General features: G+C 70.7%; 21 protein-coding genes, 1 tRNA gene and 1 pseudogene. 9 read left to right on the top strand and 14 right to left on the bottom strand.

What is annotated here, in order from left to right:
• Positions 1-51 precede the first annotated feature (51 nt).
• Together AB0I52_RS10405 and glmS are read left to right on the top strand one after the other, a co-directional pair.
• Complete coding sequence (locus AB0I52_RS10405; protein ID WP_024489833.1) at positions 52-327, top strand: hypothetical protein; 276 nt, start codon at positions 52-54, stop codon at positions 325-327.
• Positions 328-409: 82 nt separating this feature from the next.
• Positions 410-2239, top strand: coding sequence for a glutamine--fructose-6-phosphate transaminase (isomerizing) (gene glmS, locus AB0I52_RS10410; RefSeq protein WP_363070881.1), 1830 nt, complete (start codon positions 410-412; stop codon positions 2237-2239).
• Between the two features lie 299 nt (positions 2240-2538).
• On the opposite strand, the gene AB0I52_RS10415 is transcribed toward glmS, so the two are convergent.
• Positions 2539-3060 carry a universal stress protein gene (locus tag AB0I52_RS10415; protein WP_363070883.1) on the bottom strand — a complete coding sequence of 174 codons (522 nt, stop codon included), beginning with the start codon at positions 3058-3060 and terminating at the stop codon, positions 2539-2541.
• A gap of 931 nt (positions 3061-3991) precedes the next feature.
• Between AB0I52_RS10415 and AB0I52_RS10420 the strand changes: the two genes are divergently transcribed.
• The 5 genes from AB0I52_RS10420 (at position 3992) to AB0I52_RS10440 (ending at position 7281) form a co-directional block, all read left to right on the top strand.
• The gene (locus AB0I52_RS10420; protein WP_363070885.1) at positions 3992-5209 is read left to right on the top strand and encodes a helix-turn-helix domain-containing protein; all 1218 of its coding nucleotides are present in this window, start codon (positions 3992-3994) and stop codon (positions 5207-5209) included.
• Positions 5210-5219: 10 nt separating this feature from the next.
• Positions 5220-5822: an oligoribonuclease gene (gene orn / locus AB0I52_RS10425; protein ID WP_362957611.1), complete on the top strand. Its 603-nt coding sequence runs from the start codon at positions 5220-5222 to the stop codon at positions 5820-5822.
• Positions 5823-5948: 126 nt separating this feature from the next.
• Positions 5949-6021, top strand: a tRNA-His gene (locus AB0I52_RS10430).
• A gap of 112 nt (positions 6022-6133) precedes the next feature.
• Positions 6134-6742, top strand: a complete 609-nt coding sequence (locus AB0I52_RS10435) for a hypothetical protein (protein ID WP_363070887.1) — start codon at positions 6134-6136, stop codon at positions 6740-6742.
• Positions 6743-6933: 191 nt separating this feature from the next.
• Positions 6934-7281: a tyrosine-type recombinase/integrase gene (locus tag AB0I52_RS10440; protein WP_363070889.1), complete on the top strand. Its 348-nt coding sequence runs from the start codon at positions 6934-6936 to the stop codon at positions 7279-7281.
• Positions 7282-7521: 240 nt separating this feature from the next.
• On the opposite strand, the gene AB0I52_RS10445 is transcribed toward AB0I52_RS10440, so the two are convergent.
• The 10 genes and pseudogenes from AB0I52_RS10445 to AB0I52_RS10490 form a co-directional block, all read right to left on the bottom strand.
• Entirely contained in the window at positions 7522-8262 is a 741-nt protein-coding gene (locus AB0I52_RS10445) for an ATP-binding domain-containing protein (protein WP_363070891.1), read from the bottom strand.
• A gap of 215 nt (positions 8263-8477) precedes the next feature.
• Entirely contained in the window at positions 8478-9509 is a 1032-nt protein-coding gene (locus tag AB0I52_RS10450; RefSeq protein WP_363070893.1) for a LacI family DNA-binding transcriptional regulator, read from the bottom strand.
• 293 nt (positions 9510-9802) lie between these two features.
• The gene (locus AB0I52_RS10455) at positions 9803-11263 is read right to left on the bottom strand and encodes a GH1 family beta-glucosidase (RefSeq protein WP_363070895.1); all 1461 of its coding nucleotides are present in this window, start codon (positions 11261-11263) and stop codon (positions 9803-9805) included.
• A gap of 121 nt (positions 11264-11384) precedes the next feature.
• Positions 11385-12305: a carbohydrate ABC transporter permease gene (locus AB0I52_RS10460; protein WP_363070897.1), complete on the bottom strand. Its 921-nt coding sequence runs from the start codon at positions 12303-12305 to the stop codon at positions 11385-11387.
• A 15-nt stretch (positions 12306-12320) separates the two neighbouring features.
• Positions 12321-13310 carry a sugar ABC transporter permease gene (locus tag AB0I52_RS10465; protein ID WP_363070899.1) on the bottom strand — a complete coding sequence of 330 codons (990 nt, stop codon included), beginning with the start codon at positions 13308-13310 and terminating at the stop codon, positions 12321-12323.
• Between the two features lie 207 nt (positions 13311-13517).
• On the bottom strand, positions 13518-14846 hold the full coding sequence (locus AB0I52_RS10470) for an extracellular solute-binding protein (protein WP_363070901.1): 1329 nt from the start codon (positions 14844-14846) through the stop codon (positions 13518-13520).
• Between the two features lie 552 nt (positions 14847-15398).
• Positions 15399-15639, bottom strand: a pseudogene (locus AB0I52_RS10475) (GntR family transcriptional regulator); the annotation flags it as partial.
• Between the two features lie 202 nt (positions 15640-15841).
• Entirely contained in the window at positions 15842-17320 is a 1479-nt protein-coding gene (locus tag AB0I52_RS10480) for a cellulose binding domain-containing protein (RefSeq protein ID WP_363070903.1), read from the bottom strand.
• A gap of 129 nt (positions 17321-17449) precedes the next feature.
• Entirely contained in the window at positions 17450-18892 is a 1443-nt protein-coding gene (locus AB0I52_RS10485; protein ID WP_363070905.1) for a HAMP domain-containing sensor histidine kinase, read from the bottom strand.
• On the bottom strand, positions 18889-19599 hold the full coding sequence (locus AB0I52_RS10490) for a response regulator transcription factor (protein ID WP_363070907.1): 711 nt from the start codon (positions 19597-19599) through the stop codon (positions 18889-18891). Before AB0I52_RS10490 ends, AB0I52_RS10485 begins: the two co-directional genes overlap by 4 nt.
• A gap of 89 nt (positions 19600-19688) precedes the next feature.
• Here AB0I52_RS10490 and AB0I52_RS10495 point away from each other — a divergent pair, with 89 nt between their 5' ends.
• The gene (locus AB0I52_RS10495; RefSeq protein ID WP_363070909.1) at positions 19689-20234 is read left to right on the top strand and encodes a hypothetical protein; all 546 of its coding nucleotides are present in this window, start codon (positions 19689-19691) and stop codon (positions 20232-20234) included.
• A gap of 94 nt (positions 20235-20328) precedes the next feature.
• Here the strand turns inward: AB0I52_RS10495 and AB0I52_RS10500 are convergent, their stop codons facing one another.
• Complete coding sequence (locus AB0I52_RS10500; RefSeq protein WP_362957887.1) at positions 20329-21138, bottom strand: fused MFS/spermidine synthase; 810 nt, start codon at positions 21136-21138, stop codon at positions 20329-20331.
• 215 nt (positions 21139-21353) lie between these two features.
• On the bottom strand, positions 21354-21749 hold the full coding sequence (locus AB0I52_RS10505; RefSeq protein ID WP_363071002.1) for a hypothetical protein: 396 nt from the start codon (positions 21747-21749) through the stop codon (positions 21354-21356).
• Positions 21750-22064: 315 nt separating this feature from the next.
• Here AB0I52_RS10505 and AB0I52_RS10510 point away from each other — a divergent pair, with 315 nt between their 5' ends.
• The gene (locus tag AB0I52_RS10510) at positions 22065-23426 is read left to right on the top strand and encodes a tetratricopeptide repeat protein (RefSeq protein WP_363070911.1); all 1362 of its coding nucleotides are present in this window, start codon (positions 22065-22067) and stop codon (positions 23424-23426) included.
• Between the two features lie 312 nt (positions 23427-23738).
• Here the strand turns inward: AB0I52_RS10510 and AB0I52_RS10515 are convergent, their stop codons facing one another.
• Entirely contained in the window at positions 23739-24335 is a 597-nt protein-coding gene (locus AB0I52_RS10515; RefSeq protein WP_363070913.1) for a histidine phosphatase family protein, read from the bottom strand.
• Positions 24336-24572 lie beyond the last annotated feature (237 nt).

The following is a 24572-nucleotide window of genomic DNA, read 5'->3' on the forward strand; positions in this document are numbered from 1 at the left end:
ATATCGGGCAGGATTGTTGCGCTACGGCCCCTTCCGCCGCAGTATCGACGAGTGCTCGAACGCCGCTCGTCGTACGACGACCTCATTGATCACCTGGTGCGCAGCACCGCGCTCCAGCGCGGCGAGGCCTCCCGGGTGATCCTCGACGTGCTGGCGTACTTCGACGAGACGACCGAGGACTTCGTCCGCCGCCGCCACCGCGAACTGCAGTCCGGCGGCCTGGTCAACGCGGAGATCTTCGAACGGATCGCGGCCGAACTGCCGCACCGGGCGGTCGCACCGCCGGAGCTCTCGCTCCGGCAGCTGCGCCGCATCGTCTACGGCTGAGACCGGTCCGCGGCCGGGCACCCACTCACTTGTACGTCCACTTGCTTGTACGTCGTCGGATTCACGGAGGGGCAGAGACGCTATGTGCGGAATCGTCGGTTATATCGGAAAGCGTGATGTGGCTCCGCTGCTGCTGGAAGGGCTGCAGCGGCTGGAGTACCGGGGTTACGACTCCGCGGGCATCGTGATCACCGGCAAGCCGGCGGCCGGGAAGCCCGCCGCGCTGAAGATGGTCAAGGCCAAGGGCCGGGTCCGCGAGCTGGAGGCCCGGGTCCCCAAGCGGTTCAGCGGCACCACCGGCATCGCCCACACCCGCTGGGCCACCCACGGCGCCCCGAGCGACGAGAACGCCCACCCGCACCTGGACGCCGGCAACAAGGTCGCCGTCGTCCACAACGGGATCATCGACAACGCCTCCGAGCTGCGCACCCGGCTGGAGGCCGACGGCGTCGTCTTCCTCTCCGAGACCGACACCGAGGTGCTGGTCCACCTGATCGCCCGCTCGGAGGCCGACACCCTGGAGGAGAAGGTCCGCGAGGCCCTGCGCTCGGTCGAGGGCACGTACGGCATCGCTGTGATGCACGCCGACTTCAACGACCGCATCGTCGTGGCCCGCAACGGCTCCCCGGTCGTCCTCGGCATCGGCGAGAAGGAGATGTTCGTCGCCTCGGACGTCGCCGCCCTGGTCACCCACACGCGCCAGGTCGTCACCCTCGACGACGGCGAGATGGCCACCCTCAAGGCCGACGACTTCCGTACGTACACGACGGAGGGCTCGACCACGACGGCCACGCCGACCACCGTGGAGTGGGAGGCCGAGTCGTACGACATGGGCGGCCACGACACGTACATGCACAAGGAGATCTCGGAGCAGGCCGAGGCCGTCGACCGGGTGCTGCGCGGCCGGATCGACGACCGCTTCGCCACCGTCCATCTGGGCGGCCTCAACCTGGACGCCCGCGAGGCGCGCGGGGTCCGCCGGATCAAGATCCTGGGCTGCGGCACCTCGTACCACGCGGGCCAGATCGGCGCCCAGCTGATCGAGGAGCTCGCCCGCATCCCCGCGGACGCCGAGCCCGCCTCCGAGTTCCGCTACCGCAACCCCGTGGTGGACCCCGACACGCTGTACGTCGCGGTCTCCCAGTCCGGTGAGACGTACGACGTGCTGGCCGCCGTCCAGGAACTCAAGCGCAAGGGCGCGCGGGTGCTCGGTGTGGTCAACGTGGTCGGTTCCGCGATCGCCCGGGAGGCCGACGGCGGTACGTACGTGCACGCCGGCCCCGAGGTGTGTGTCGTCTCCACCAAATGCTTCACCAACACCGTCGTCGCGTTCGCGCTGCTCGCCCTGCACCTGGGCCGGATCCGGGACCTGTCGGTCGCCGACGGCAAGCGGATCATCGCGGGGCTGCGCCGGCTGCCCGCCCAGATCAGCGAGATCCTCGACAACGAGGACGAGATCAAGAAGCTCGCCGCTCAGTACGCGGACGCCAAGTCGATGATGTTCATCGGCCGGGTGCGCGGCTACCCCGTCGCCCGGGAGGCCTCGCTGAAGCTCAAGGAGGTCTCGTACATCCACGCCGAGGCCTACCCGGCCTCCGAGCTGAAGCACGGACCGCTCGCGCTGATCGAGCCCGCGATGCCGACGGTGGCGATCGTGCCGGACGACGACCTGCTGGAGAAGAACCGCGCCGCGATGGAGGAGATCAAGGCCCGCAGCGGCCGCATCCTCGCCGTCGCCCACCAGGTGCAGGAGAAGGCCGACCACACCATCGTCGTACCGAAGAACGAGAACGAGCTGGACCCGATCCTGATGGGCATCCCGCTCCAGCTCTTCGCGTACCACACGGCGCTCGCCATGGGCCGGGACATCGACAAGCCGCGCAACCTGGCGAAGTCCGTCACCGTCGAGTAGCGGCCCGCCCGTGGCCGGCGGAGAGCGGCCCCGCACCCACGTCAGGTGGGTGCGTGGCCGCTCTCCGTCGCGGACCCTTCACATGCAGTCGCGCGATCGCGCTGTTCCTCCGTGACTTTTATGCGACCTTCACAAGCGCACAATCCGCGTCTTCGGATCGGAAGTCTCTTTCATCCCGCTGTTTTCGTAGTCGAGTTGACGCCACCCGGCTCCGGAGCGACGGCCGGAACGAGCCCGCCCGCCCCGGATGTTCCGGACGGCGGGCGGACAGTGCCTCGAAAGAGTGCGGGAGGAACGGGCTACGGGATGACGACGACCGGACGCTGCGCGCGCCGCGCCAGCCGGCCCGCCACCGAGCCGAAGATCCGGCCGACGATTCCCTGCGTGGAACCCACCACGATCGCGTCGGCCGAGTACTCCCGGCCGACCTCCTCCAGCTCGTGGCAGATGTCCCCGCCGCGCTCGACGAGCACCCACGGCACCTCGGTGAGGTAGTCCGCGCAGGCGAGCTCCAGGCCGAGCACCTCGGTGCGGTGATCGGGCACATCGACGAACACGGGCGGCTCGCAGCCTGCCCAGACGGTGGTCGGCAGCCGGTTGGCGACATGGACGATGATCAGACCGGAGCCCGATCTTCGGGCCATGCCGATGGCGTAGGCGAGGGCTCGCTCACTGGAGGTCGAGCCGTCGAAGCCGACGACGACCCCGTGCCGGAACGCGGGATCGCAGGAATGACGTGTTTCTTCGGCCGTCTGCGGGCCCGACTCGGGGTCGGCTACCTGCTTGCGGTCCGCGGGTTCGGGGATTTCGTGACCGGCCATCGGTGTCTCGGCGAAGAGAGTCCTCGTGAGGAGAGCGACTTGGGGAGCTGCGTCAGTGGGCGGTGTGGTGTCCGGGAATCATCTTCCCAACCCCTTACCCCCAAGGGTACGGCGCCACTCCTCCACAGCCCAGACGCGCGCAAAGCGCGTGCGACGTTTCACGGAGCATGCCCGAGACCGCCCCGTATGGCAATGCCGGATGCGCCGTACACCGACGTCACAGGAGCCGTGCGGCCGCGATCGGAGGCCGGCGGGGGCCGGGGCGGCCGGCCGGCTCCGCCGCCCCGCGGCGCACCGTCCACGGGCCCTTGATCGGGTTCCCCGACCGTTCGGCACCGAGCTCGGCGACGCCGGACGGCTCCGGAGGGCGTTCCCGCCCCCGGACGCACCCCGCCCACCCGTCCGGAACCCGCCGCGCGATCGGGCGCCGACGCGGCCGGCGATCGGCGTCCGGCCACCCTTCGGCCCCGATCGCCCCAACTCCGGACCGGCCGAGGGGGCGTATGGAGGCGGCCGCCCCTTCGGGGCGTGCGCCGGTTGAATGAATGATTTCCGCACACGCGACCGTATGTTTTCAGCCAACTTCGGTCGTCAGTTGATTCCTTGTCGAATTGGCCGATCAACCCCCTTGCCAGCAGGCAGGAAGAGACCGCGCGGTACGCTTCCACCCAACGGGGACGGGCCATGAACGCCAGGCGTACTTCCCTGCGCGACTCACGAGTGAAACGCTTCGTGATCGAATGCTTCCCGCCAGGTTGCCTTGTCGACATAAAGCCGGTTGGTGAACTTGTCACGAGGGCACCACGGGACGCAGTAGATTCGATCTTGGGTGTCGAAGGCTGGGGACTCGTGCACGACCGAGGGGACATGTGCAGGTGCGACAGGCCCGTAAGGACCAGGAAGACGCGAACACCGAGGGGGGCTTAGCGTCATGAGCCAGGACTCCGCCACCGCAACGGAGGCTGTACGGAAGCTGAGCGGGCGCCGGCGCCGAGAGGTCGTGGCCGTACTGCTGTTCAGCGGTGGCCCCATCTTCGAGAGCTCCATTCCGCTCTCCGTATTCGGTATCGACCGCCAGGACGCGGGAGTTCCGCGCTACCGGCTACTCGTGTGCAGCGGCGAAGAAGGACCGCTGCGCACCACAGGGGGACTCGAACTCACCGCGCCCTACGGGCTGGAGGCGATCAGCAGGGCCGGCACCGTCGTGGTGCCCGCCTGGCGCTCCATCACCTCGCCGCCGCCCGTGGAGGCACTGGACGCGCTGCGCCGCGCCCATGAAGAGGGCGCCAGAATCGTCGGGCTGTGCACCGGGGCGTTCGTCCTCGCCGCGGCCGGACTGCTCGACGGCCGCCCGGCGACCACGCACTGGATGTACGCACCGACGCTGGCCAAGCGCTATCCGTCGGTCCACGTCGATCCGCGCGAACTGTTCGTCGACGACGGCGATGTACTCACCTCCGCGGGCACAGCGGCCGGCATCGATCTCTGCCTGCATATAGTGCGCTCGGACCACGGCACGGAGGCCGCCGGGGCACTCGCCCGCCGGCTCGTCGTGCCGCCGCGGCGCAGTGGCGGTCAGGAGCGCTACCTCGACAGGTCTTTACCTGAGGAGATCGGCTCCGACCCGCTAGCCGAGGTCGTGGCCTGGGCGCTGGAGCATCTGCACGAGCAATTCGACGTGGAGACGCTCGCCGCGCGCGCCTACATGAGCCGACGGACCTTCGACCGGAGGTTCCGTTCGCTCACCGGCAGCGCACCGCTCCAGTGGCTCATCACCCAGCGGGTGCTGCAGGCGCAGCGACTGCTGGAGACGTCCGACTACTCGGTCGACGAGGTCGCGGGCCGCTGCGGCTTCCGCTCGCCGGTCGCGCTGCGCGGACACTTCCGGCGCCAGCTGGGCTCCTCCCCCGCCGCGTACCGGGCCGCCTACCGGGCCCGTCGTCCGCAGGGCGGAGGTCCGGAGCCGGTCGCCCCGGTCACCGAGGCCGTGGTACCCGCCCAGGGCAGCCCCACGAGCCGTCGGGCCCCGGTTCCCGCTCCGGCGGGTCCGTCCACGGCCGAACCGGGCCGCGGGGAGCACGGGAATCCGGGCTCCGAGGCGTACGTCTCGGGCCGCCCGGCCCTGCCGGGACAGCGGAGCGCCCCGTAGGGTGGGGCGCATGAACGACCGCATGGTGTGGATCGACTGCGAGATGACCGGGCTCTCGTTGACGGAAGACGCACTCATCGAGGTGGCCGCACTGGTCACCGACTCGGAGTTGAACGTGCTCGGCGAAGGGGTGGACATCGTGATCCGCCCGCCGGACGCGGCACTGGAGACCATGCCCGAGGTGGTGCGGCAGATGCACACCGCCTCGGGCCTGCTCGACGAGCTGGCCGGGGGCACCACCCTGGCCGACGCCGAGGAGAAGGTCCTGGCCTATGTCCGCGAGCACGTGAAGGAGCCCGGCAAGGCCCCGCTCTGCGGGAACACGGTCGGCACCGACCGCGGCTTCCTGCTGCGGGACATGCCGTCCCTGGAGGGCTACCTCCACTACCGGATCGTCGATGTCTCCTCGGTCAAGGAGCTGGCCCGCCGCTGGTTCCCGAGGGCGTATTTCAACAGTCCGGAGAAGAACGGCAACCACCGCGCACTCGCCGACATCCGTGACTCCATCACGGAGATGCGGTACTACCGCGAGGCGGTCTTCGTCCCCCAGCCGGGGCCGGACTCCGAGCGCGCGAAGTCGATCGCTGCGCGCGTGTCGCAGCCCTCGGCCTAGGTCCTTGGGAAAGCCGCTGGTCACGGCCCTTTCGGGGGCCAGGACCGGCGGCAGAACAATGGGGGCGCGAGCACCCTCTCAGACCCTGTACACTTTTTCTCGGCCGGTCGGAAACGCCCGGACATGGTGGGTATAGCTCAGACGGTAGAGCACCTGGTTGTGGTCCAGGATGTCGCGGGTTCGAGTCCCGTTACTCACCCTTGAAGGGGAAGCCCCTGATCTGCGGAAACGCAGGTCAGGGGCTTCTTCGTGTCGTGGGCTGGCCAAACCACGGCCAAACGCGGCCGGATTTTCGACCTACCGTCTGCGCCATGGCAACGATCAGGAAGCGGGTCCGCAAGAACGGTACGGCGAGTTTCCAGGTCCGCTGGCTCCAGGGAGGGCGCGGCGGCACCTGGGAAGCCGAGAGGTTCGAGGACCCCGAGCAGGCGGACACGTTCAGGAAGCTCGTCGACGCCCACAAGCAGCAGTGGCCCTATGGGTGGATTCCCGGTCAGGGCTTCGTCGAGCCCGAGCAGGACCCCGACGACGTACCCCTGACCGACCGGGCCCGGCGCTACGTCGACCGGCTCACCGGTATCGACCCGCGGACCCGGGACGACTACCGGCGCGAGGTGGATCGCCACATCTCCCTCATGGTGCACACCACCCGATCGGGACTCGTGATGCCGGCCACGATCGGGAACATCACCGCCGACGACGTCCGGGACTGGGTTCGGCTTCAGGAAGCAGGCCAGCCGGACGCGAAGCCAGGGCGGTGGGTCCGTCGACCGGCCTCGCCGAAGTCCACGGCCAATCGACACGGCCTGCTGTGGTGCATCGTGCAGGCGGCGATCGATGCGGATCCCCCGCTGCGCACCAAGAACTGCTGCGCGAGACCTCGCCGACTGGCTGATCGGTACCGGCATGCGGTGGGGTGAAGCTACGGCCCTCCAGGTACAAGATCTCCGGCTGGGCGGCCCCGGGCCGACAGTCAACGTCCAGAGGGCCTGGAAGAGGTCGCCCAGGGGCGCGCAAACCTCGTTCTTCCTCGGGCCCCCGAAGACGAGGAAGGCCCACCGTTTGGTCGGCCCCGACGCAGGTGGACCTTGCCCACAGGCTGACGCAGGGGATGTCACCGGAGGCATTCCTCTTCCGCACACCGACGGGCAAGGCGTGGAGGCATTCCAACTTCTACAACCGGAAATGGATACCCGCCGTCGCTGCCGCGATGGAGACCGGCCTCCCCCGCCGACCTCGGATCCACGACCTGCGGCACAGCCACGTCGCCTGGCTGGTGGCCGCGAACATCCCTCTACCGGCGATCCAGGCCCGGCTGGGCCACGAGTCGATCCAGACGACGATCGACCGCTACGGTCACCTGGCCCGGTCGCTCGACTCGGACATCAGTGCCGCCGTGCAGGCGGCCATGAGAGGCCGCTCTCCGTCCCATCGCGGTCTACAGTTGATCAGCGCTTGAGCGACACCTGATGCCCCTTCAAGAGCCTATGAATTACAAGGGCTGGCGTACTGGTGACGATCACTGTCAGCACGTACCCCTCGGCATCAATCCCGCAGTTCATGGCAGGCGACACCCTCAGCCACATCACGGGATGCCGCCTGCTGCCCTGCCGTCCGCCGATGGGTTGTGCCATCGGCTGTACACCCGCGCAGATCAAAGAGGCGAACGAACAGGGGCCAGCCCGAGGCTCAAGAAACCTCACACTTTGACACTGAGGTGTCGTGCTCTGGTGAGTGCGACGTAGAGCGCGCGGTGGGTCTCGTCGCCAGAGTCGAGGCCCTCGCGGAGGGCGGCCACGTCGGTCTCCTCCAGCCGCACTCCGACCCTGTCCCATTCCCTGCCCTTCGCCTGGTGACAGGTCAGCCCGAGTACCAGGCAATCGTGCTCGACGTTCAGGCGCGTACGCAGGTGACCGAGAGCCTTTCGCGGTGTTGTCTGCTTGTACCCTTCCGGCGGCTCGACGTGCCCTGTAGCAACCACGGTGCGCACCAAGGCGGTCCAGATCTCGGCAAGACTGTCCTGGCCCGCCAGGCGTTGGAGTGTGCTTTGCAGGTTCGGACGCAGCTCCTCGAACGTTTCGGCCTCTTTGATGCCCAGGGCGGTCCAGGCTTCTGGGAGGAACAAGGCCGACAGGCCGAGGGTTGTCTGGGTGAGTTCGTTCAGAAGCAAGGTGCACAAGGCTTTCTGGAGCGGCCCCATCCTCCACTTGGCAGTGGCCAAGGGGAGGACCCGAGGGTCGCAGTCCCACAGCGACTGCCACTTTCGCGCGAGCACGACATTGACGTCTTTCGCCGTTCCCTCGGGGAGGATCGTGCTCTCCCCAAGGCGCAGGCCCTGTGTCAGTGACGTCTGGGTCGCGCTGTCGCGCCATCGGAACGTGGTCCGGAGTTCGCCGCGTTCGAACTCCAGCAGTCCGAGGAGTCGGCGCACGCTCGCCACGGAGTTGAGAGCGATCTGGACGCATATGCGCGCCCGAGACGCCCCTCTTCACGCCCACTTCGCTCTCAATTCCCTGCCGGCACCGTTAGGGGCCGGGCTTGGGACTGCAAGGGCGACCGCTCGCGGTTTTGTCCGGGTGCGGGGTTGGACGCCGCGACGCGTCGCGGCGGGACGCGCCTTGATCGCCTCGCCCCGGCCGCGCCGCCGCCCCCGCCTCACGACGAGTCGCGAACCACCAGTTCCGTCGGGAGCACGATCTGCGGCCGATCGTCGCTCTCGCCCGCGATCATGTCCAGGAGCACCCGGGTCATCGTGCGCCCCATCTCCTCGATCGGCTGCCGCACGCTCGTCAGCGCCGGGTCCATGTGGCGGGCCACGGCCGAGTCGTCGAAGCCGATGAGGGCCACGTCGTCCGGGATGCGCCGGCTGGCCTCGCGGAGCACCTGGCGGGCGCCCGCGGCCATCAGGTCGGACGCGGCGAAGACCGCGTCCACGTCCGGGCGGCGGTCGAGGAGCTCGCGCATGGCCCGCACGCCGCCCTCCTCGGAGAAGTCGGCGAGGGCGATCAGCCGCTCGTCCGGTTCGAGACCGGCTTCGGAGACCGCCTGGCGGTACCCGTCCAGGCGCCGCTGGGAGGCGTAGACGTCCAGCCGGCCGGTGATGGTGGCGATCGAGCGGCGGCCCCGGGAGGCGAGGTGCTCGACGGCACCGCGGGCGCCCTCGAAGTTGTCGGAGTCGACCGAGGGCAGCGGCTCGGTGGCGGACCGGCGGCCGTTCATCACCGCGGGCATGCCCAGCTGCTCCAGCAGGTCGGGCAGCGGGTCGTCGGCGTGCACCGAGACCAGCAGCACGCCGTCCACACGGTGCGCGGTCAGGTACTGGGCCAGCCTGCGGCGTTCGCGGTCGCTGCCGACGAGGGTGAGCAGCAGCTGCATCTCGGTGTCGGCCAGCGCCGCGCCGACCCCGCGGACGATGTCGGAGAAGTAGGGCTCCGCGAAGAAGCGGCTCTCGGACTCCGGCACCACGAGCGCGATGGCGTCCGTACGGTTCCCGGCCAGGGCGCGGGCGGCGCGGTTGGGTACGTAGCCCAGTTCGGCGACGGCCGCCTCCACCGCCTCCCGGGTGTGCGCGCTGACCCGCGGTGAGCCGTTGATGACCCGTGAGGCCGTGCCGCGGCCCACTCCCGCCCGTGCCGCGACTTCCTCTAGCGTGGGCCGGCCCCCGCTCCGTACTCGCGCTGCCGTCATGGCTGCCTCCCGTTCGCGGTCAATTTCTCACAGTCGGATAACCAAACCAAGTCCTGGTGTTGGCTCTCTTGACACTCGACGGGACCGGTCGGCCGCTCCCCCGCCCCCGTCGTGGGAGCGCTCCCACTCTACGCGCGTGGTCAAGCGGCTCGCACGGGTCGGGGGCGCGGCCTCGCGCGGCCGGTGTCCGGACATGACCGAGACCCGGCACGGGGCCGGGTCTCAGGGGTGACATCTGGTCGGACGGTCCCGGTCAACACCGCGCGGATTAGGGGGCGTTGACCGGGACCGCCTCAGGAAGGGCCGGTCGGCGGCAGGGCGTGGCGGCGGATCACGTCGGCGTACCAGTGGGCGCTCGCCTTGGGGATGCGGCGCTGGGAGGCGTAGTCGACGTACACGGTGCCGAAGCGCTTCGAATAGCCGTACGCCCACTCGAAGTTGTCCATCAGCGACCACAGGAAGTAGCCGCGGACGTCGGCGCCGTCGGCCACCGCGCGCTGCACGGCGTCGAGGTGCCCGTGCAGGTACGCGATCCGCTCGGGGTCCTCCACCCGGCCCTCGGGCGATACGTAGTCGTCGAACGCCGCGCCGTTCTCGGTGACCATCAGGGGCAGCCCCGGGTGGTCCCGGGTGACATCCATGAGGAGGTTGTAGAGCCCGTCGGGGTCGATCGACCAGTTCATCGCGGTGCGCTCCTTCCCCTCGGCGAGGTGGAAGGCGACGTGCTCGGAGCCGGGCCACGGGGAGTGGTCGCTGGCGCCGTGACCGTCGTTGCGCGTGTCACCGGAGCCCGCCTCGGGCGTGGAGACCAGCGTCGGCGTGTAGTAGTTGACGCCGAGCACGTCGACCGGGCGGGAGATGGCCGCCAGGTCGCCGTCCTGGACCAGCTTCGACCAGTCCACCAGGTGCCCGGTGTCGGCGATCAAGTCCTCGGGGTACTCGCCGCGCAGCATCGGCCCGGTGAAGATCCGGTTGCCCACCGCGTCGATCCGGCGGGCCGCGTCGGCGTCGGCCGCGCTCGCGGTGAGCGGGCGGACCTGGTGGAGGTTGAGGGTGACCGAGGTCTGCGCGGCAGCGGGGAGTTGACCGCGCAGAACCTCGATCGCCCGGCCATGGGCGAGGTTGAGGTGATGGGCCGCCCGCAGGGCGGAGGCGGGCTCGGTGCGGCCGGGAGCGTGCACACCGGAGCCGTATCCGAGGAAGGCCGAGCACCACGGCTCGTTGAAGGTGGTCCAGGTCGCGACGCGGTCGCCGAGCGCGCCCGCCATGATCGCGGCGTAGTCGGTGAACCGGTCCGCGGTCACGCGCTGCGGCCAGCCGCCGGCGTCCTCCAGCTCCTGGGGCAGGTCCCAGTGGTAGAGGGTGGCGACCGGGGCGATGCCGGCTTCGAGCAGCTCGTCGACGAGCTTGCGGTAGAAGTCCAGACCGCGTTCGACGGCGGGGCCGCGCCCGGTGGGCTGCACCCGGGACCAGGAGATGGAGAAACGGTACGCCTTCAGCCCGAGCCGCTTCATCAGCGCGACGTCGTCGCGGTACAGGTGGTAGTGATCGGCGGCGATGTCTCCGGTGTCGCCGTTGCGGACCTTGCCCGGCGTACGGCTGAAGGTGTCCCAGATGGAGGGGGTGCGGCCGTCCTCGGCCGCGGCGCCCTCGACCTGGTAGGCGGCGGTGGCCGCCCCCCAGACGAAGTCTGTCGGAAATCTCGTTGCCTCGGGCGCCTGCTTCGGGGCGATGTCGGGTCGTACAGCAGTCATGCGGGAGCGCTCCCAGGAGTGGACGGACAGGGGCAGGGGGAGGTGGAACTCCGGAACCCGTACGGCCCGCGGTCAGGTACGGGCCGTACGGGGCTCGCGGGAAACGGACGTTGACGAGGTGTCAGCCCTTGACGGCGCCCGACATGATCCCGCCGACGATCTGCTTGCCGAAGATCACGAACACCACGAGCAGTGGCAGCGTGCTGATCAGCGCGCCGGCCATCACGATGCTCTCGTCGGGGGTGTACGAGGCTTTCAGCTGGCCGAGGGCCACCTGGAGGGTGGGGTTCTGCTGGTTCAGCGCGAGGTAAGGCCAGAAGAAGTCGTTCCACGACTGGACGAAGGTGAGCATGCCCAGCACCATCATCGCGGGGCGGGCCACCGGAATCACGACGCTTCGCACGATACGGAAGTTGCTCGCGCCGTCGATCTTGGCGGCCTCGATCAGCTCGTACGGCAGCGCCTCGATCAGGTACTGCCGCATGAAGAACACGCCGAACGCACTGACCAGGGTCGGGAAGATCACCGACTCCAGGCTTCCGCTCCAGCCGAGGTCGGACATCATCATGAACAGCGGGACGACGCTGAGCTGCGGCGGGATCGTCAGGGTCGCGATGACCCCGGCCATCAGCGCCCCGCGGCCGCGGAAGCGCATCTTGGCGAAGGCGTAGCCGGCCAGGGTGCAGAAGAAGAGCGTCGCCAGCGTGATGCAGCCGGAGACGATGAAGCTGTTGACGATCGCCTTGCCCAGGTGGGCCTGCTCCCAGGCGGCTTCGAGGTTGTGGAACAGCCGTCCACCGGGCAGGAAGGGCGGGGTGGTGGCCAGAACTTCGTCCTGGGTGTGGGACGCGGCCACGAGGGTCCAGTACAGCGGCAGCAGCGAGCCGATGCCGACGACGGTCAGCGCGATGTAGGCGAAGGGACCGCCCTTCAGCTGCTGTCCGGCACCGGGCTTGAAGCGGCTGGGGCGCTTCTGCGCGCGGTGCGCGGTGCGCACCGGGCGGACGGACCCGGGAACTTTGGTGGGGCTGGTGATGGTCATGGATATCGCTCCCGGTCAGACCGCGGATTTGCGTACGAAGCGGCCGATGAGCCAGTTGACCGCGGCGATGAGCAGCAGGAGGGCGAGCATCGCCCAGGCCACTGCGGCGGCCGGACCGAGATGCCCCAGGTTCCAGCCGTAGTTGAAGAGGTAGATGCTGAGGGTTTCGTACTGGTTCTCGCTGCCGCCGGTCGCGCCGAGCTTGCCCCCCTCCAGCAGCAGGGGCTCGCCGAACAGCTGCATCGAGCCGATGGTCGAGATGACGATCGTGAACAGGATCGTGGGCCGCAGCGAGGGAATGGTCACCTTGAGGAACTGCTGCCAGCGCGAGGCGCCGTCGAGCGAGGCGGCCTCGTACAGATCGGACGGTACGGCCTGCATCGCGGCGAGGTAGATCAGGGTGTTGTAGCCGGTCCAGCGCCAGATCACGATGATCGAGATGGCGATCTTGGACGTCCAGTCGCCGTTGGCCCAGTTGGTGTCGCCGAAGCCGACGAACTCCAGCGCCCAGTTCAGCAGACCGCCGTCGGCCCGGAAGACCAGGGCGAAGACGAGCGCCGCGGAGGCCACCGAGGTGGCGTACGGGGTGAGGATCACCGTGCGCCAGAAGGTGCTGGCACGGAGCTTGTAGTTCAGCAGGTGTGCCAGGCCCAGGGCCACGAGCAGCTGCGGGACCGTCGACATGACACCGATCAGGAAGGTGTTGGTGACGGCGGTCCAGAACTCCGAGTCGTGCAGGATCTTGTCGAAGTTCTCCCAGCCGACCCATGTCATCTGGTCCATGCCGGTCATCTCGACCCGGTGCAGCGCGATCCAGCCGGTGTAGATCAGCGGATAGAGCCCGAAGGCGCCGAAGATGAGGAAGAACGGGGCTACGTAGGCGTACGGCGACGCCTTGTCGTCGAACCGCCAGAGGCGGCTCCGCCACGTCTGGCGGCGGGTGTCCACCGGCTTCTTCGGGGGGGGCGGGGCGTATGCGTCCCGGGTGGGAGACGAGGTGGCCACGGGCGGGATTCCTTCCCTGGAGTGCTTGAGTTACCCGGGTACGAGGCAGGGCCCAGGACGCGTGCGGTGGGCTTCCACGGGGCGGCCGGGGAGGTACCCGGTCGCCCCGTGCAAGCCCGCCGGAAGACGCGTCCCGCACGGCTCCGCACCTGCGTGACGGTGACGTGCAGGTGCGGGCGGCCCGGGGGCCGCCCGCCGCTGCGAACGTCAGCCGATCACCTTGTCGATCTTCTCCGTCGCCGCGTCCCACGCCTTGTCAGGCTCGGTTCCGCGCTGCTCCATGTTGTTGATCTGGGTGGAGATGGCTTCCTTGATGGCGGCGTCCTTCGGGCCGATGATGGCCTCAGGGATGGACTTGGCCTCATCGGCGTAGATCTCACCGATCGGTGCGTCGTTGAAGTAGGGGAGCTTGCCGGTCTTCACGTCGGCCAGCTCGTACGCGCCCTTGTTGGACGGGAAGAGACCGACGGCCTTGAAGACGGCGGCCTGCTGCTCGGGGGCGGTCAGCCACTTCACGAGCTTGCCGGCCTCCTCGACGTTCTTGCCCGACTTGGGCACACCGAGGAACGATCCGCCCCAGTTGGCGGCGGACGAACCGGGGGCGGTGGTGATGTCCCACTTGCCCTTGTTGTCGTCACCGGCTGCGAGCGAGATCTGGGCGGCCATCCAGGCGGGGCAGACGACGGTGGCCATCGTGCTCTTGCGCAGAGCGGCCTTCCACGGGTCGCCGAACTGGGCGAGGCCCTGGGTCAGGCCCTTGTCCGCGGCCTCGGCCGACAGGTTCCAGCCCTGCTTGACGCTGGGGCTGTCCTTGTAGATCGCCTCGCCGTTCTCGTCGTAGTACTGCTTCGCGTTCGAGCTGACGACGGCGTTGAACATCGCGCTGGCGGAGTCCATGAAGTAGGTGTCCTTGGGCGCCTTCTTCTTGAACTCCTCACCCAGCTTGAGGTAGTCCTCCCAGCCACCGGAGATCTTCGCGGCGACGTCCTTGCGGTCGGTCGGCAGGCCGGCCTTCTTGAAGAGCTCGGTGTTGTAGCAGAGCGACATCGGGCCGATGTCGGTACCCGCGCCGATCACCTTGCCGTCCTTGGCGGTGGCCTGCTTCTCCTTCCAGGACACCCACTCGTTGACGTCGATGACCTTGCTCAGGTCGGCGAACTGGTCCGCCTTGGTGTCGACGAGCTCCTTGATGCGCCCGACCTCAAGGCCCTGGACGTCGGCCAGACCACTGCCCGCGTTCAGCTGCTGGAGCAGCTTGGGGTAGTAGTCCTCCTCCTTGGCGGTGGTCTCTTCCTTCACCGTGATGTTCGGGTGCAGCTCGTGGTACTTCGCGAAGAGACCGGCTTCCTTGTAGCCGAACTGCCCGAAGTCCGCGACGGTCAGCGTGATCTTCCCGTTCGCATCGGAGGACGTGTTGTCCGACGAGTCCGAGTCGCTGCTGCAGCCGGTCAGCAACAGGGCCGTGGCTGTCAGGCCCGTGGTGGCCAGAACCGCGACTCTGCGGCTCCGACCGGCGGCGGTGCGGGTGATACGCATTCCACTACTCCTTGTTCCAGGGTGGGACTGGCTCACTGCGTGGCATACGCGCTGGTGAGTGCGGGTGCCGGATGGTTCAGGGGGGAGGACACGGGCAGTGCCGTTCGCGCGAAAAATCCTCTTGCGATGTGGGAGCGCTCCCATGCGTCGATGTCGGAAGGTTGCTGCCTGGGAGGGGTGGGTGTCAAGAGTTGAAGACGCTTCCGTTGCGCGAGCGTGTCCTGCAAGTCACGAGACCGTGTCCGGCCAAGGGCTTGCCAAAGCCCGTGGACAGGGGATGCGGAACCCTTCATTCCTGAATTCCTGCAGGTGACAGGCTTGTTGGAGCAGGAATACGACGCCGTCGGCGGGAAGTCGCAGTGATCTCCCCGGATTTCCGCCGACCTCCCGAAACACCCTTCGCCACCCCCCGTTCCCCCCGGACCGCCCGCCGGAAGGTGAACGGGAGACCGCGCCACAGGGGTACCGGGGAGCGCTCCCGCGTTCTTTCCCCGAACCCGAGGGCCTGGATCCTGCCGTGAGGCGGGCGGCGGGCGGCGGGCGGCGGGCGGCGATGAGCGCCTGCCGCACCACGGGGACGTACTCACCGACGAGATCGGTGAGTAGGGGGTTGCGGGCGGCCGCCACCGCCGTTGTGGGCGGCCGCCACCGCGGCCCGGCGCAGCCGGACCGGCCAGTCCTGCGCCGGGTGGCCGGCGATGACGAAGGCTCCGGCCCCCTGGCGGGACTGGAGCAGGCCGAGCGCGGCGAGTGTGCGCACCGTCTCGCGGACGGTGGAGCGGCCCACGCCCAGCGTCTTGTGGGGCGGCGGTGAGGTGCGCTGGGGGGGCGAGCCAGGACGCCTCCGCCCTCGCGTCATCGGTGGCGGCGGTGCTGTCCGCGGTGAACCGGGCGCGGTAGCCCGGCTGCCGCGACTTCCGCCCGCGGGAATGGGGGCGCACCCCGGCCGGATGTGGGGGGCGTGGGGACCGGCCGGGATGCGCGGGGGGTGGTGGCTACTTGTAGGCGCCGAACGCCTTCGTGAAGGCGAGCGGCTCCTGCGCGATCGAGCTGCACGAGGCGTCGGCGGACGGCTTCGCGCCGCCCTCGCACTCCTTGTCCCGGGTGCCCGACCACATCGCGAGCCAGGCAAGACCCTTGTCCTGGGCGAACTCGACCAGTTGGGTGGCGTCCTCGACCTTGAAGATCTCGGTGCTGACGTCGTTCACACCGATCATCGGGGTGACCGCGACGGCCTTCCAGGCGTCCGCGTCGGAGAGCCCGAGCACGCCCTTGACCTGGGCCTGGGTGGCGGTGGCCGCCTGGATCGCGTACGTGCCCATGTCGCCGCTGTACGAGGCGCCGTAGTCCATCGCCATGATGTTGACCGCCCCGACGTCCACGCCGTTCTTCTTCGCGTCGGCGACCAGGTCCACACCGGGCTGGGTCAGGCCCTCGGGCATCACCGGCAGGGTGAAGGAGACGTCCAGGCCGGGGTGGGACTTCTGGAGCTGGGCGATGGCCTGGGAGCGGCGGGAGTTGGCCGCGGTGTCGGGCAGCGCGCCGCCCTCGATGTCGAAGTCGACCTTGGTCAGCTCGTACGTGTCCACGACCTTGCCGTAGGCCGTGGCCAGGTCGTCGGCCGAGGTGCAGTTCAGCGCCAGCTCGGAGCCGGAGGCGCCGCCGAAGGAGACCCGGACGTCGCCGCCCGCCGCGCGCAGGCCGTCGATCTGGGAGGCGACCCGGTCGTCGCCGAGGCCGGTGACACCGCCCCAGAGCGGGGCGCAGCTGCCGCCGGAGGTGATGAAGGCGAGGCTGAACTGCTTGACGCCGGTCTTGGTGGCGGTGCCGGCCAGGTCGAAGGCGGGGTAGAGCGAGGTGTCGACGTACGGGGCGAAGCCCGCCCCGCTCGCGGTGCCGCCGCTGCCCGCGTCGGTCCTGGTGGGTGCCGGCGTGGGGGCCGGTGTGCCGGTCGGCGGGGCCGTGGGGGTGGCCGAGCCGGTGGGGGTGGGGGTCGCGGTCCCGGTGGGGCGGCCGCTGGGCTCCGGGGTGGCTCCGGGGTCGACGGAGCAGGTGGCGTCGTCGATGAGGCAGCCGGTGGGGTCGGCCGCCTTGTCGTCCGAGCTGGTGACGAAGCCGACGGTGACGGACTTGCCGGGGGCCAGCTCCTTGTCCCAGCTCGCCGGCGTGACGGTGACGTGGCTGCCGCTGACGGTGTGCTCGCCGTTCCACAGCGAGCTCAGCTTCGTGCCGGCGGGCAGGTCGAACTCCAGGGTCCAGCCGGACTTCGCCCTGTCGGTGTCGTTGGTGACGACGTACTGCCCGGTGTAACCGCTCGTCCAGCCGCTGGTCCTGGTGTAGGCGGCGCCGACCGATGACGCCTGGGCCGTGCCGGTGAGGGCGAAGACCGTCCCGCCGATCACGGCCGCGGCGACGACCGCGCCGATCGCCTTGGTCCTGGTGCTCGCCGTGCGCCGGTGCGTGCTGGTGCCCATCGCGTTCCTGCCTCGTCATACGGAAGTGGGGGATGCGAGAGCACGCTAGCGACACCGAATCCGGCACATGCCGCAATTGGGGCCCGGGTCGGTGTTCTTAGGGTGGGCTTAAGGAGCGCATCGGCCGCTCTAAAGGTTCGGGCCCGCTCCGGAGCGGAACCGGGGCCCCGCCCGCCGGGTCACCGCGCGCCGCTGCCGCCCGACCCGGTGCCCGCGCCCCTTCGGCCGCTGCCCGTCGAGCGCGATCCAGACGCGTACCTCCGTGCCGCCGAGCACCGAGCGCCCGATCCGCACGTCGCCGCCGGTGGACTCCGCGACCCGGCGGACGATATCGAGGCCCAGCCCGGTCGAGCCCACCGCGCCCTTCGTACCGCTCCGGCCGCTGCCGCCGCGCGCCAGGGCGGCCCTGGGGTCCGCGATGCCGTTGCCGGCGTCCGAGACCAGCACGATCACCGCGTCGCCGCTGTGGTGCACGTCCACGGCGAAGGCGGTGCCCTCGGGGGTGTGCCGGAAGACGTTGCCCAGCAACGCGTCGAGTGCGGCGGCTAGTTCGGGGCGTGCCACCGGAATGCGTACCGTACGGTCCACTCCCGCGAGGCGCACCTCGCGGCCCTCGTCCTCGGCCAGCGCCGACCAGAAGTCCATGCGTGCGCGGATCACCTCGGAGGCGTCGCAGCCGGCTCCAGGACCGCCGCCCTGCCCCTGGGTCTGCGGGCGCTGCTCCCTGGCGGTCCTGATGATCGTGTCGACCTCGCGCTCCAACTGTTCGACGGCCGCCCGGGTCTGCTCGGCCGCCGGGCCCTCGCCGAGCGAGGCGGCGTTGAGCCGGAGGACGGTGAGCGGGGTGCGCAGCCGGTGCGAGAGGTCGGCGGCCAGCTCCCGTTCGTTGGCGAGGAGCTGGACGACCTGGTCGGCCATGGAGTTGAACGCGACGGCGGCGGAGTGCAGTTCGGTCGGCCCCTCCTCCGGCACCCGGGTCCCGAGCCGCCCCTCCCCCAGGTCCTGCGCGGCCCCCGCGAGCCGCCGGGCGGGTTCCACCATGCGTACGCCGAGCCGGTCGGCCACGGCGACCGAGCCGACGATCAGCGCGATGCCGACGCCCGCCAGCATCAGCCAGGCGGTGGCGACGCCGTTGGAGACCTCGTCATCGGGCACGAACACCTCGACGACGGCGATGCCCCCGGAGCCGAGTGCGGTGGGCTGGAGCAGCGCGGAGCCGCCGGACACCTCGGTGATGGAGGCGCGCCCCGACTCCCGTACGGTCTCCAGGTCCTTGCGGGTGGAGCGCCGGCTGCCGATCTCCACCGCCCGGCTGTCGGCCTCGCCGGCCGCGGGTACGTGGACGGCCATCCGGCCGGCGGCGCCGGGTTCGGTGGTGAGCACGGCCGTTTCGAGTTCGGCGCGGTCGGTGGTGATGGAGAGGGTGGGGCCGATCATCGCGGCCTGCCGTTCGGCGTCGGAGAAGGCGCGGTCGCGGGCCATCTCCTTGACGACGAGGCCGAGGGGTACGGCGAAGGCGACCACGACCATCACGGTGACGGCCAGGCAGACCTTGACCAGCGCCCATCTCATGCGGGCCGCTCCGGGGGCGCGGCGGGCGGCTGCAGTTTCACGCCGACGCCGCGCAGGGTGTGCAGATAGCGCGGCCGGGCGGCCGTTTCGCCCAGTTTCCGCCGGAGCCAGGAGAGATGGACGTCGATGGTCTGGTCGTCCCCGTAGGACTGCTGCCAGACCTCGGCGAGGAGTTCCTTGCGCGGGACGACGACGCCGGGCCGGCCTGCGAGGAAGGTCAGCAGGTCGAACTCCCGCCGGGTGAGGTCGAGATCCGTGCCGTCGAGTTCGGCCCGGCGCCGCAGCGGGTCTATGGAGAGCCCGCCGACCCGGATGACGCGCGGGGAGGCCGCCCGGCCCTCCGCGGCCCGCGAGCGGCGCAGCACGGCGGCCATCCGCGCGGAGAGGTGCTCCACGGAGAAGGGTTTGGTCAGGTAGTCGTCCGCGCCGTCGTTGAGCAGCCGGACGATCTCGCTCTCGTCGTCGCGGGCGGTCGCGATGATGACGGGCACGTCGGTGATGCCGCGCAGCATCTTCAGCGCCTCCGACCCGTCGAGATCGGGCAGCCCGAGATCGAGGATGACCACGTCGAACCGGAAGTGGGCGACCTCGCGCAGCGCTTCGAGCGCGGTGCCGACACTCCGTACCGTGTGGGAGGCCTCGGTCAGGTGCCGGATGAGGGCGGAACGTACGAACTGGTCGTCCTCGACCACGAGCACACTTGGCATGGGCGGCACCGTACGCCATCCTGCATCCCCGGGTCCGGCCGGTGGCGGTAGTGGGACACCGGGCGGGCGGGTGGTGCAGGATGTGCCGGATGCAACGAGGACTCGTACACGCGCTCGCGTGGTCGCTCGCCACCGGCGCGGCGGTCACGCTGTCGTGGTGGGGGGTGCACACCGTGATGGCGGGGACGGCGTACGACCCGCCGCGCGCGGTGCCGATCTCCGCGAGCGCCCGGAGCGACCGGGGCGACCTTGCGGGCACGGAGACGCTGTCGTCCTCGACGCACCGCCCGGAACCGTCCCCGTCGCCCAGCAGCACGCCGCCCGCCACTCCGAAGCCGTCCGTGATCTCCTCCTCCGCGCGGTCGTACGCCCCCGCGAGCACGTCCCCGCCCGCGCCGTCGGCCACTCCGGCGGGCACGGCGAAGGGCTACTCGACGGACGGCGGCCGGATCGTCTTCGAGCTGGGCGCGGACAGCGCGAAGCTGGTGTCGGCGACGCCGGAGCCGGGCTGGTCGATGCGGGTCTGGACGAACTCGACCTGGATCCGGGTGAACTTCGCCCAGGACGACGGCACGACGGTCTCGGTGTTCTGCACCTGGAACGACCATCCGCCGCAGGTCGAGATCGTGAAGTGACGGTGGAGCGGCGGTCCGCCCGGACGTCGAGATCGTGAAGTGACGTGGAGCGGCGGTCCGCCCGGAGGTCACCCGGCGGCTTCCCGGCAGCCTCTCAGTCGAAGGCCGAGGCGGGCGGCGGCGGTGAGGGCCGGGCGCCGGCGTCGTGCACCGCGGCCGCGCCGCCGGTGAAGTCCGCGAGCGCACGCCCGTGTTCGACGCGCCCCGGGTGCGGATCGGTCGCCACCCGGCGGGTCAGCTCCGCGACCTTCGGCTTCACGTCCGAGGCGAGCAGTACGGCGTTGCCGAAGCGGCGGCCGCGGAACACGGTCGGGTCGGCGGCGAGCGCGAGTTCGGGGAAGACGGTGGCGGCGGTGGCGATCTGGCCGCGCAGATGGGCCAGCGGGGGGCCGTCCGCGAGGTTGGCCACGTAGGTCCCGCCGGGCTTCAGGACGCGGCGCACCTCGGCGAGGAACTCGGTGCTGGTGAGGTGGGCGGGGGTCCGGGCCCCGCTGAAGACGTCGGCGATGACCAGGTCGGCCCAGTCGTCCTGGATCTTCCCGAGCCCGGCGCGGGCGTCGGTGGCGCGGACCCTGATCCTGGCCTGCGGGTCCAGTGGCAGTTCCCGGCGCACCAGCTGGACGAGGGCCGCGTCCACCTCGACGATCTGCTGGGTGGAGCGGGGGCGGGTCGCGGCGATGTAGCGGGCGAGCGTGAACGCCCCGCCGCCCAGGTGCACGACGTGCAGGGGCTGCCCGGCGGGCGCGGCCAGATCGGCGATGTGGCCGATCCTGCGCTGGTACTCGAAGGAGAGGTACGCCGGGTCGTCGAGGTCGACGTGGGACTGCGGCGCGCCGTCGATGGTCAGCGTCCAGGCGTGCCTGCGCTCCCGGTCGGGCACCAGCTCGGCGAGGCCGCCGTCCACCGGCTCGGAGACGTTGCCGCCGGGGCGCTCGGCGCCGCGTGCCGCCTTGCGGTCGGTCCTGCGGTCCGCGCGCTGCTTGCGGTCGCCCGCTCCGCCGGCCGCTCCTCGACGTGCCACTGCCGCTCGTACCTGCTCACTGCTCATCGGGTCCGGGACCGGCCGGAACCGGCCGTGACGGGCGGGTTCCGCTCACCCGCCCTGCGGCCATTATGGGCTCAGCGGCAGTTGTCGGCCGCCTCGATCATCCGGGCGGCCTGGTCGAGTGCGGCCCGCAGCACGGCGGGGTCGGTGACCGAGGTGTCGTCGCCGGGGGGCAGCAGCCAGCCGCTGCCGGAGACGGGCGGCTCGGCGGGGATGCGCAGCCCGCGGCCGTCGGTCTGCGTACAGGCGCTGCCCGGTACGTCCCAGGCCTCGGCGGTGCCGGGCGGCACCAGGAAGCCGAGGGTGGCGCAGAGGCCGTCGTGGAGGACCGGGCCGACGGCCTCCTGGTCGGCGCCGCGGCGCAGGATGTCCACAGCCTCCAGGCCCTGCCGGGCGGGGACGGTCACCAGGTCGCAGGGTTCCGCGCCGGGAGGCGGGCCCGGCGCGGCGGGCCCCTCGGCCGGTGCCACGGGGCCGGTCGTCGCGGTCGTCGCGGCCGTCGTCGCGGTTGTCCGCGAGCCGGTCGCCAGGTCGAAATGCAACAAGGGACCTCTCCTCTCATCGCCGGGCGGAGCTGGACTCCGTCGCCACATGGACCAACGCGCCGACCGCGTCAAGGGCTACGGCCCCACACCGCTGCAAAGGGTGGCAGTTCATGGCAGATCGCGGGCGAGATGCCCGATTCGTCAGCAAACGCAGTGTGTGTGCGTTGTCACAACAGGTACGTTCTTGCTCCGCCGGGACACCGGAGAAAAACGCCCGGCTCGCGCCAGAGAGGGCCCGCCATGGTGTCGACACGGGCTGTTCCCAACCTCGCCTTCCGGCGGCTGCGCGGACAGCGCTCCGCCGGGGAGTTCGCTGCCGCGGTACGCAGGTCCGCCCGCGAGATCGGCGAGCAGGTCGCGTGCGACGCCCGGTACATCGGACGCGTGGAGTCCGGCGAGATCCGCTGCCCGAACTACGCGTACGAGCGGGTCTTCCTGCACATGTTCCCCGGGGCGGACCTGGCGGACCTGGGCTTCTCACCGCGTGAATCGGTACGCGGCCGGGGAGCCCGGCCCGCGGCGGACGCCCCTTCGCCCCCGACTTCCCCGCTGTTCGGCAGCGACACCGACGAGGAGTGCGACGTGCTGCGTCGCGTATTCATGACGAGCGGCTCCACCACGATGGCGGCCGCGTCCCTGGGCCTGGGCCTCGGTGGCATGACCGCCTCCGTGTCCCTGCCCACGCAGCGCCGGGTCGGCGAGGCGGAGGTGCACGCCGTCGAGAAGGCGGTGCGGCAGATCCGTCTGCTGGACGACCGGCACGGCGGTGACGGCCTCTACCGGCGGGCCTCGCAGCCGCTGCGCGCGGCGTACGCGCTGCTCGACTCCGGGACCGCGCCCCGGCGCTCCACGGCGGACCGGCTGCACAGCGGGGCCGGTGAGCTGGCCATCTCGGTGGGCTGGCTGGCCCATGACTCGGGCCGGTTCGAGGACGCCCGTTCGCACTACGCGGAGGCGCTGGCGACGGCGCGGGTGGCCGGGGACCACGCGCTGGAGGCGCACGCGTTCTGCAACGCGTCGTTCCTGGCCCGGGACACCGGGCGCTCGCGCGAGTCCGTGCGCGCCGCGGAGGCGGGACAGCGCGCCGCCCGGCCGCTGGGCTCACCGCGGCTGATGGCGCTCCTCTCGCTGCGGGAGGCGGGGGGCCGGGCGGGGCTCGGGGACCGCACCGGCTGCGAGCGGGCGCTCGGCCGGGCGCACACCGCGTTCGGGCAGGGGCCGTCCGCCGCGGACCCGGAGTGGATGAGCTTCTTCCGGGAGGCGGAGCTGGAGATGCTGGAGGCGCAGTGCTGGTCGGCGCTGGGCGACTGGTCGCGGGCGGCGCGGCACGCCCGGCGCGCGACGCGGCTGCAGGATCCGCACTTCACCCGGAACCTGGCGCTGTACCGGGCCGAGCTGACCACGGACCTGGCACGGGCGGGCCTCGCGGAGGAGGCGGCGGCCACGGGCCACCAGGTGCTGGACCTGCTGGACCAGGTCCGGTCCTCCCGGATCAGGGCGATGCTGGCCGGAGCGGTGGCGGTGCTGCGGCCGCAGGGCCGGGGATCGGTCGACATCACGGACTTCCTCGACCGCCACACGGCTTCCGGCACCAAGACGTAGGGCCTGGGGCTGGGTCGCGCGGGGCGCCCGGGGCGCGCGTGCGGGACCCGCTCACCCGGGCCCACCCAGCCCGTCCGGCGTTTGAGGACGGAACCCTCCGGCCGGACCCGGGCGCGAAAACCAGCCCGCCCGGCGCTTGAGGGCAAAGGTGGCTGCCCCCGGACCGGGGCGCGGGGTTCCGTCCTCAAACGCCGGACGGGCTGGAATCGTTACCCCGACCGCCAGGCCCGGGGTTCCGTCCTCAATCGCCGGACGGGCTGGGGATGACCGGGGCATCCGGGGCCGCATCCGGAGCCGGGAACCCCGTCAGGGCTACCGCTCCAGGTGCCCCGTGTCGTTCCAGCGCTCCAGGGCCGGCGCCCCGTACGCCCACCCCAGCACCGACAGCGACGTCGGATCCAGCCGGACGCGCGCCGCGAACGACACGTCCTCGCCCAGCCAGCGCGCCCCGAGCGCCCGCAGGATGTGGCCGTGGGCGAAGACCAGGACGTCGCGGTCGGCCGAGCGGGCCCACTCGACGATCGCGTCGGCACGGGCCGACAGCTCGGCCAGGGTCTCCCCCTCCGGCACCCCGTCGCGCCAGATGAACCAGTCCGGGCGGATCGCCTTGATCGCGGCCGGGGTCATCCCCTCGTACGCCCCGTAATCCCACTCCATCAGCGCGTCCCACCGCTCGGCCCGCTCGCCGAACCCCGCGAGCTCGCACGTCTCGGCGGCCCGCACGAGCGGGCTGGTCCGGACCTCGAGACCGGGCAGGTCCGCCCACGGCCCCCGGTGCAGCCGCTCGCCGAGCAGCTTGGCGCCCGCGCGCCCGGTGTCGAGCAGCGGGATGTCCGTCCTGCCCGTGTGATTGCCGTTGACGGACCATTGCGTCCGGCCGTGCCGGGCAAGCAGGATTCGCGGTGCCATGTGACGGCTCTCCCTGAAACTGAGACCTCTGATCCTGAATCTGAGATCTTGGACATCGACGGGGACGGAACCGTCCGGCACGCTACGGGGGAACGGCGGGAACGGATCGTCCGGATTTCCATCATCGCGCACCCGCCCGTGAGGCAACCCGGGGGCCCGTACCGGCGTCCCACCCATCGCAGACAAATTCGAACAGCTGAGGGACGCCGAAGGGCACCCCTGGGGGAATCGCGGCCG

The organism is Streptomyces sp. NPDC050423 (assembly GCF_040655445.1).
Classification (GTDB): domain Bacteria; phylum Actinomycetota; class Actinomycetes; order Streptomycetales; family Streptomycetaceae; genus Streptomyces.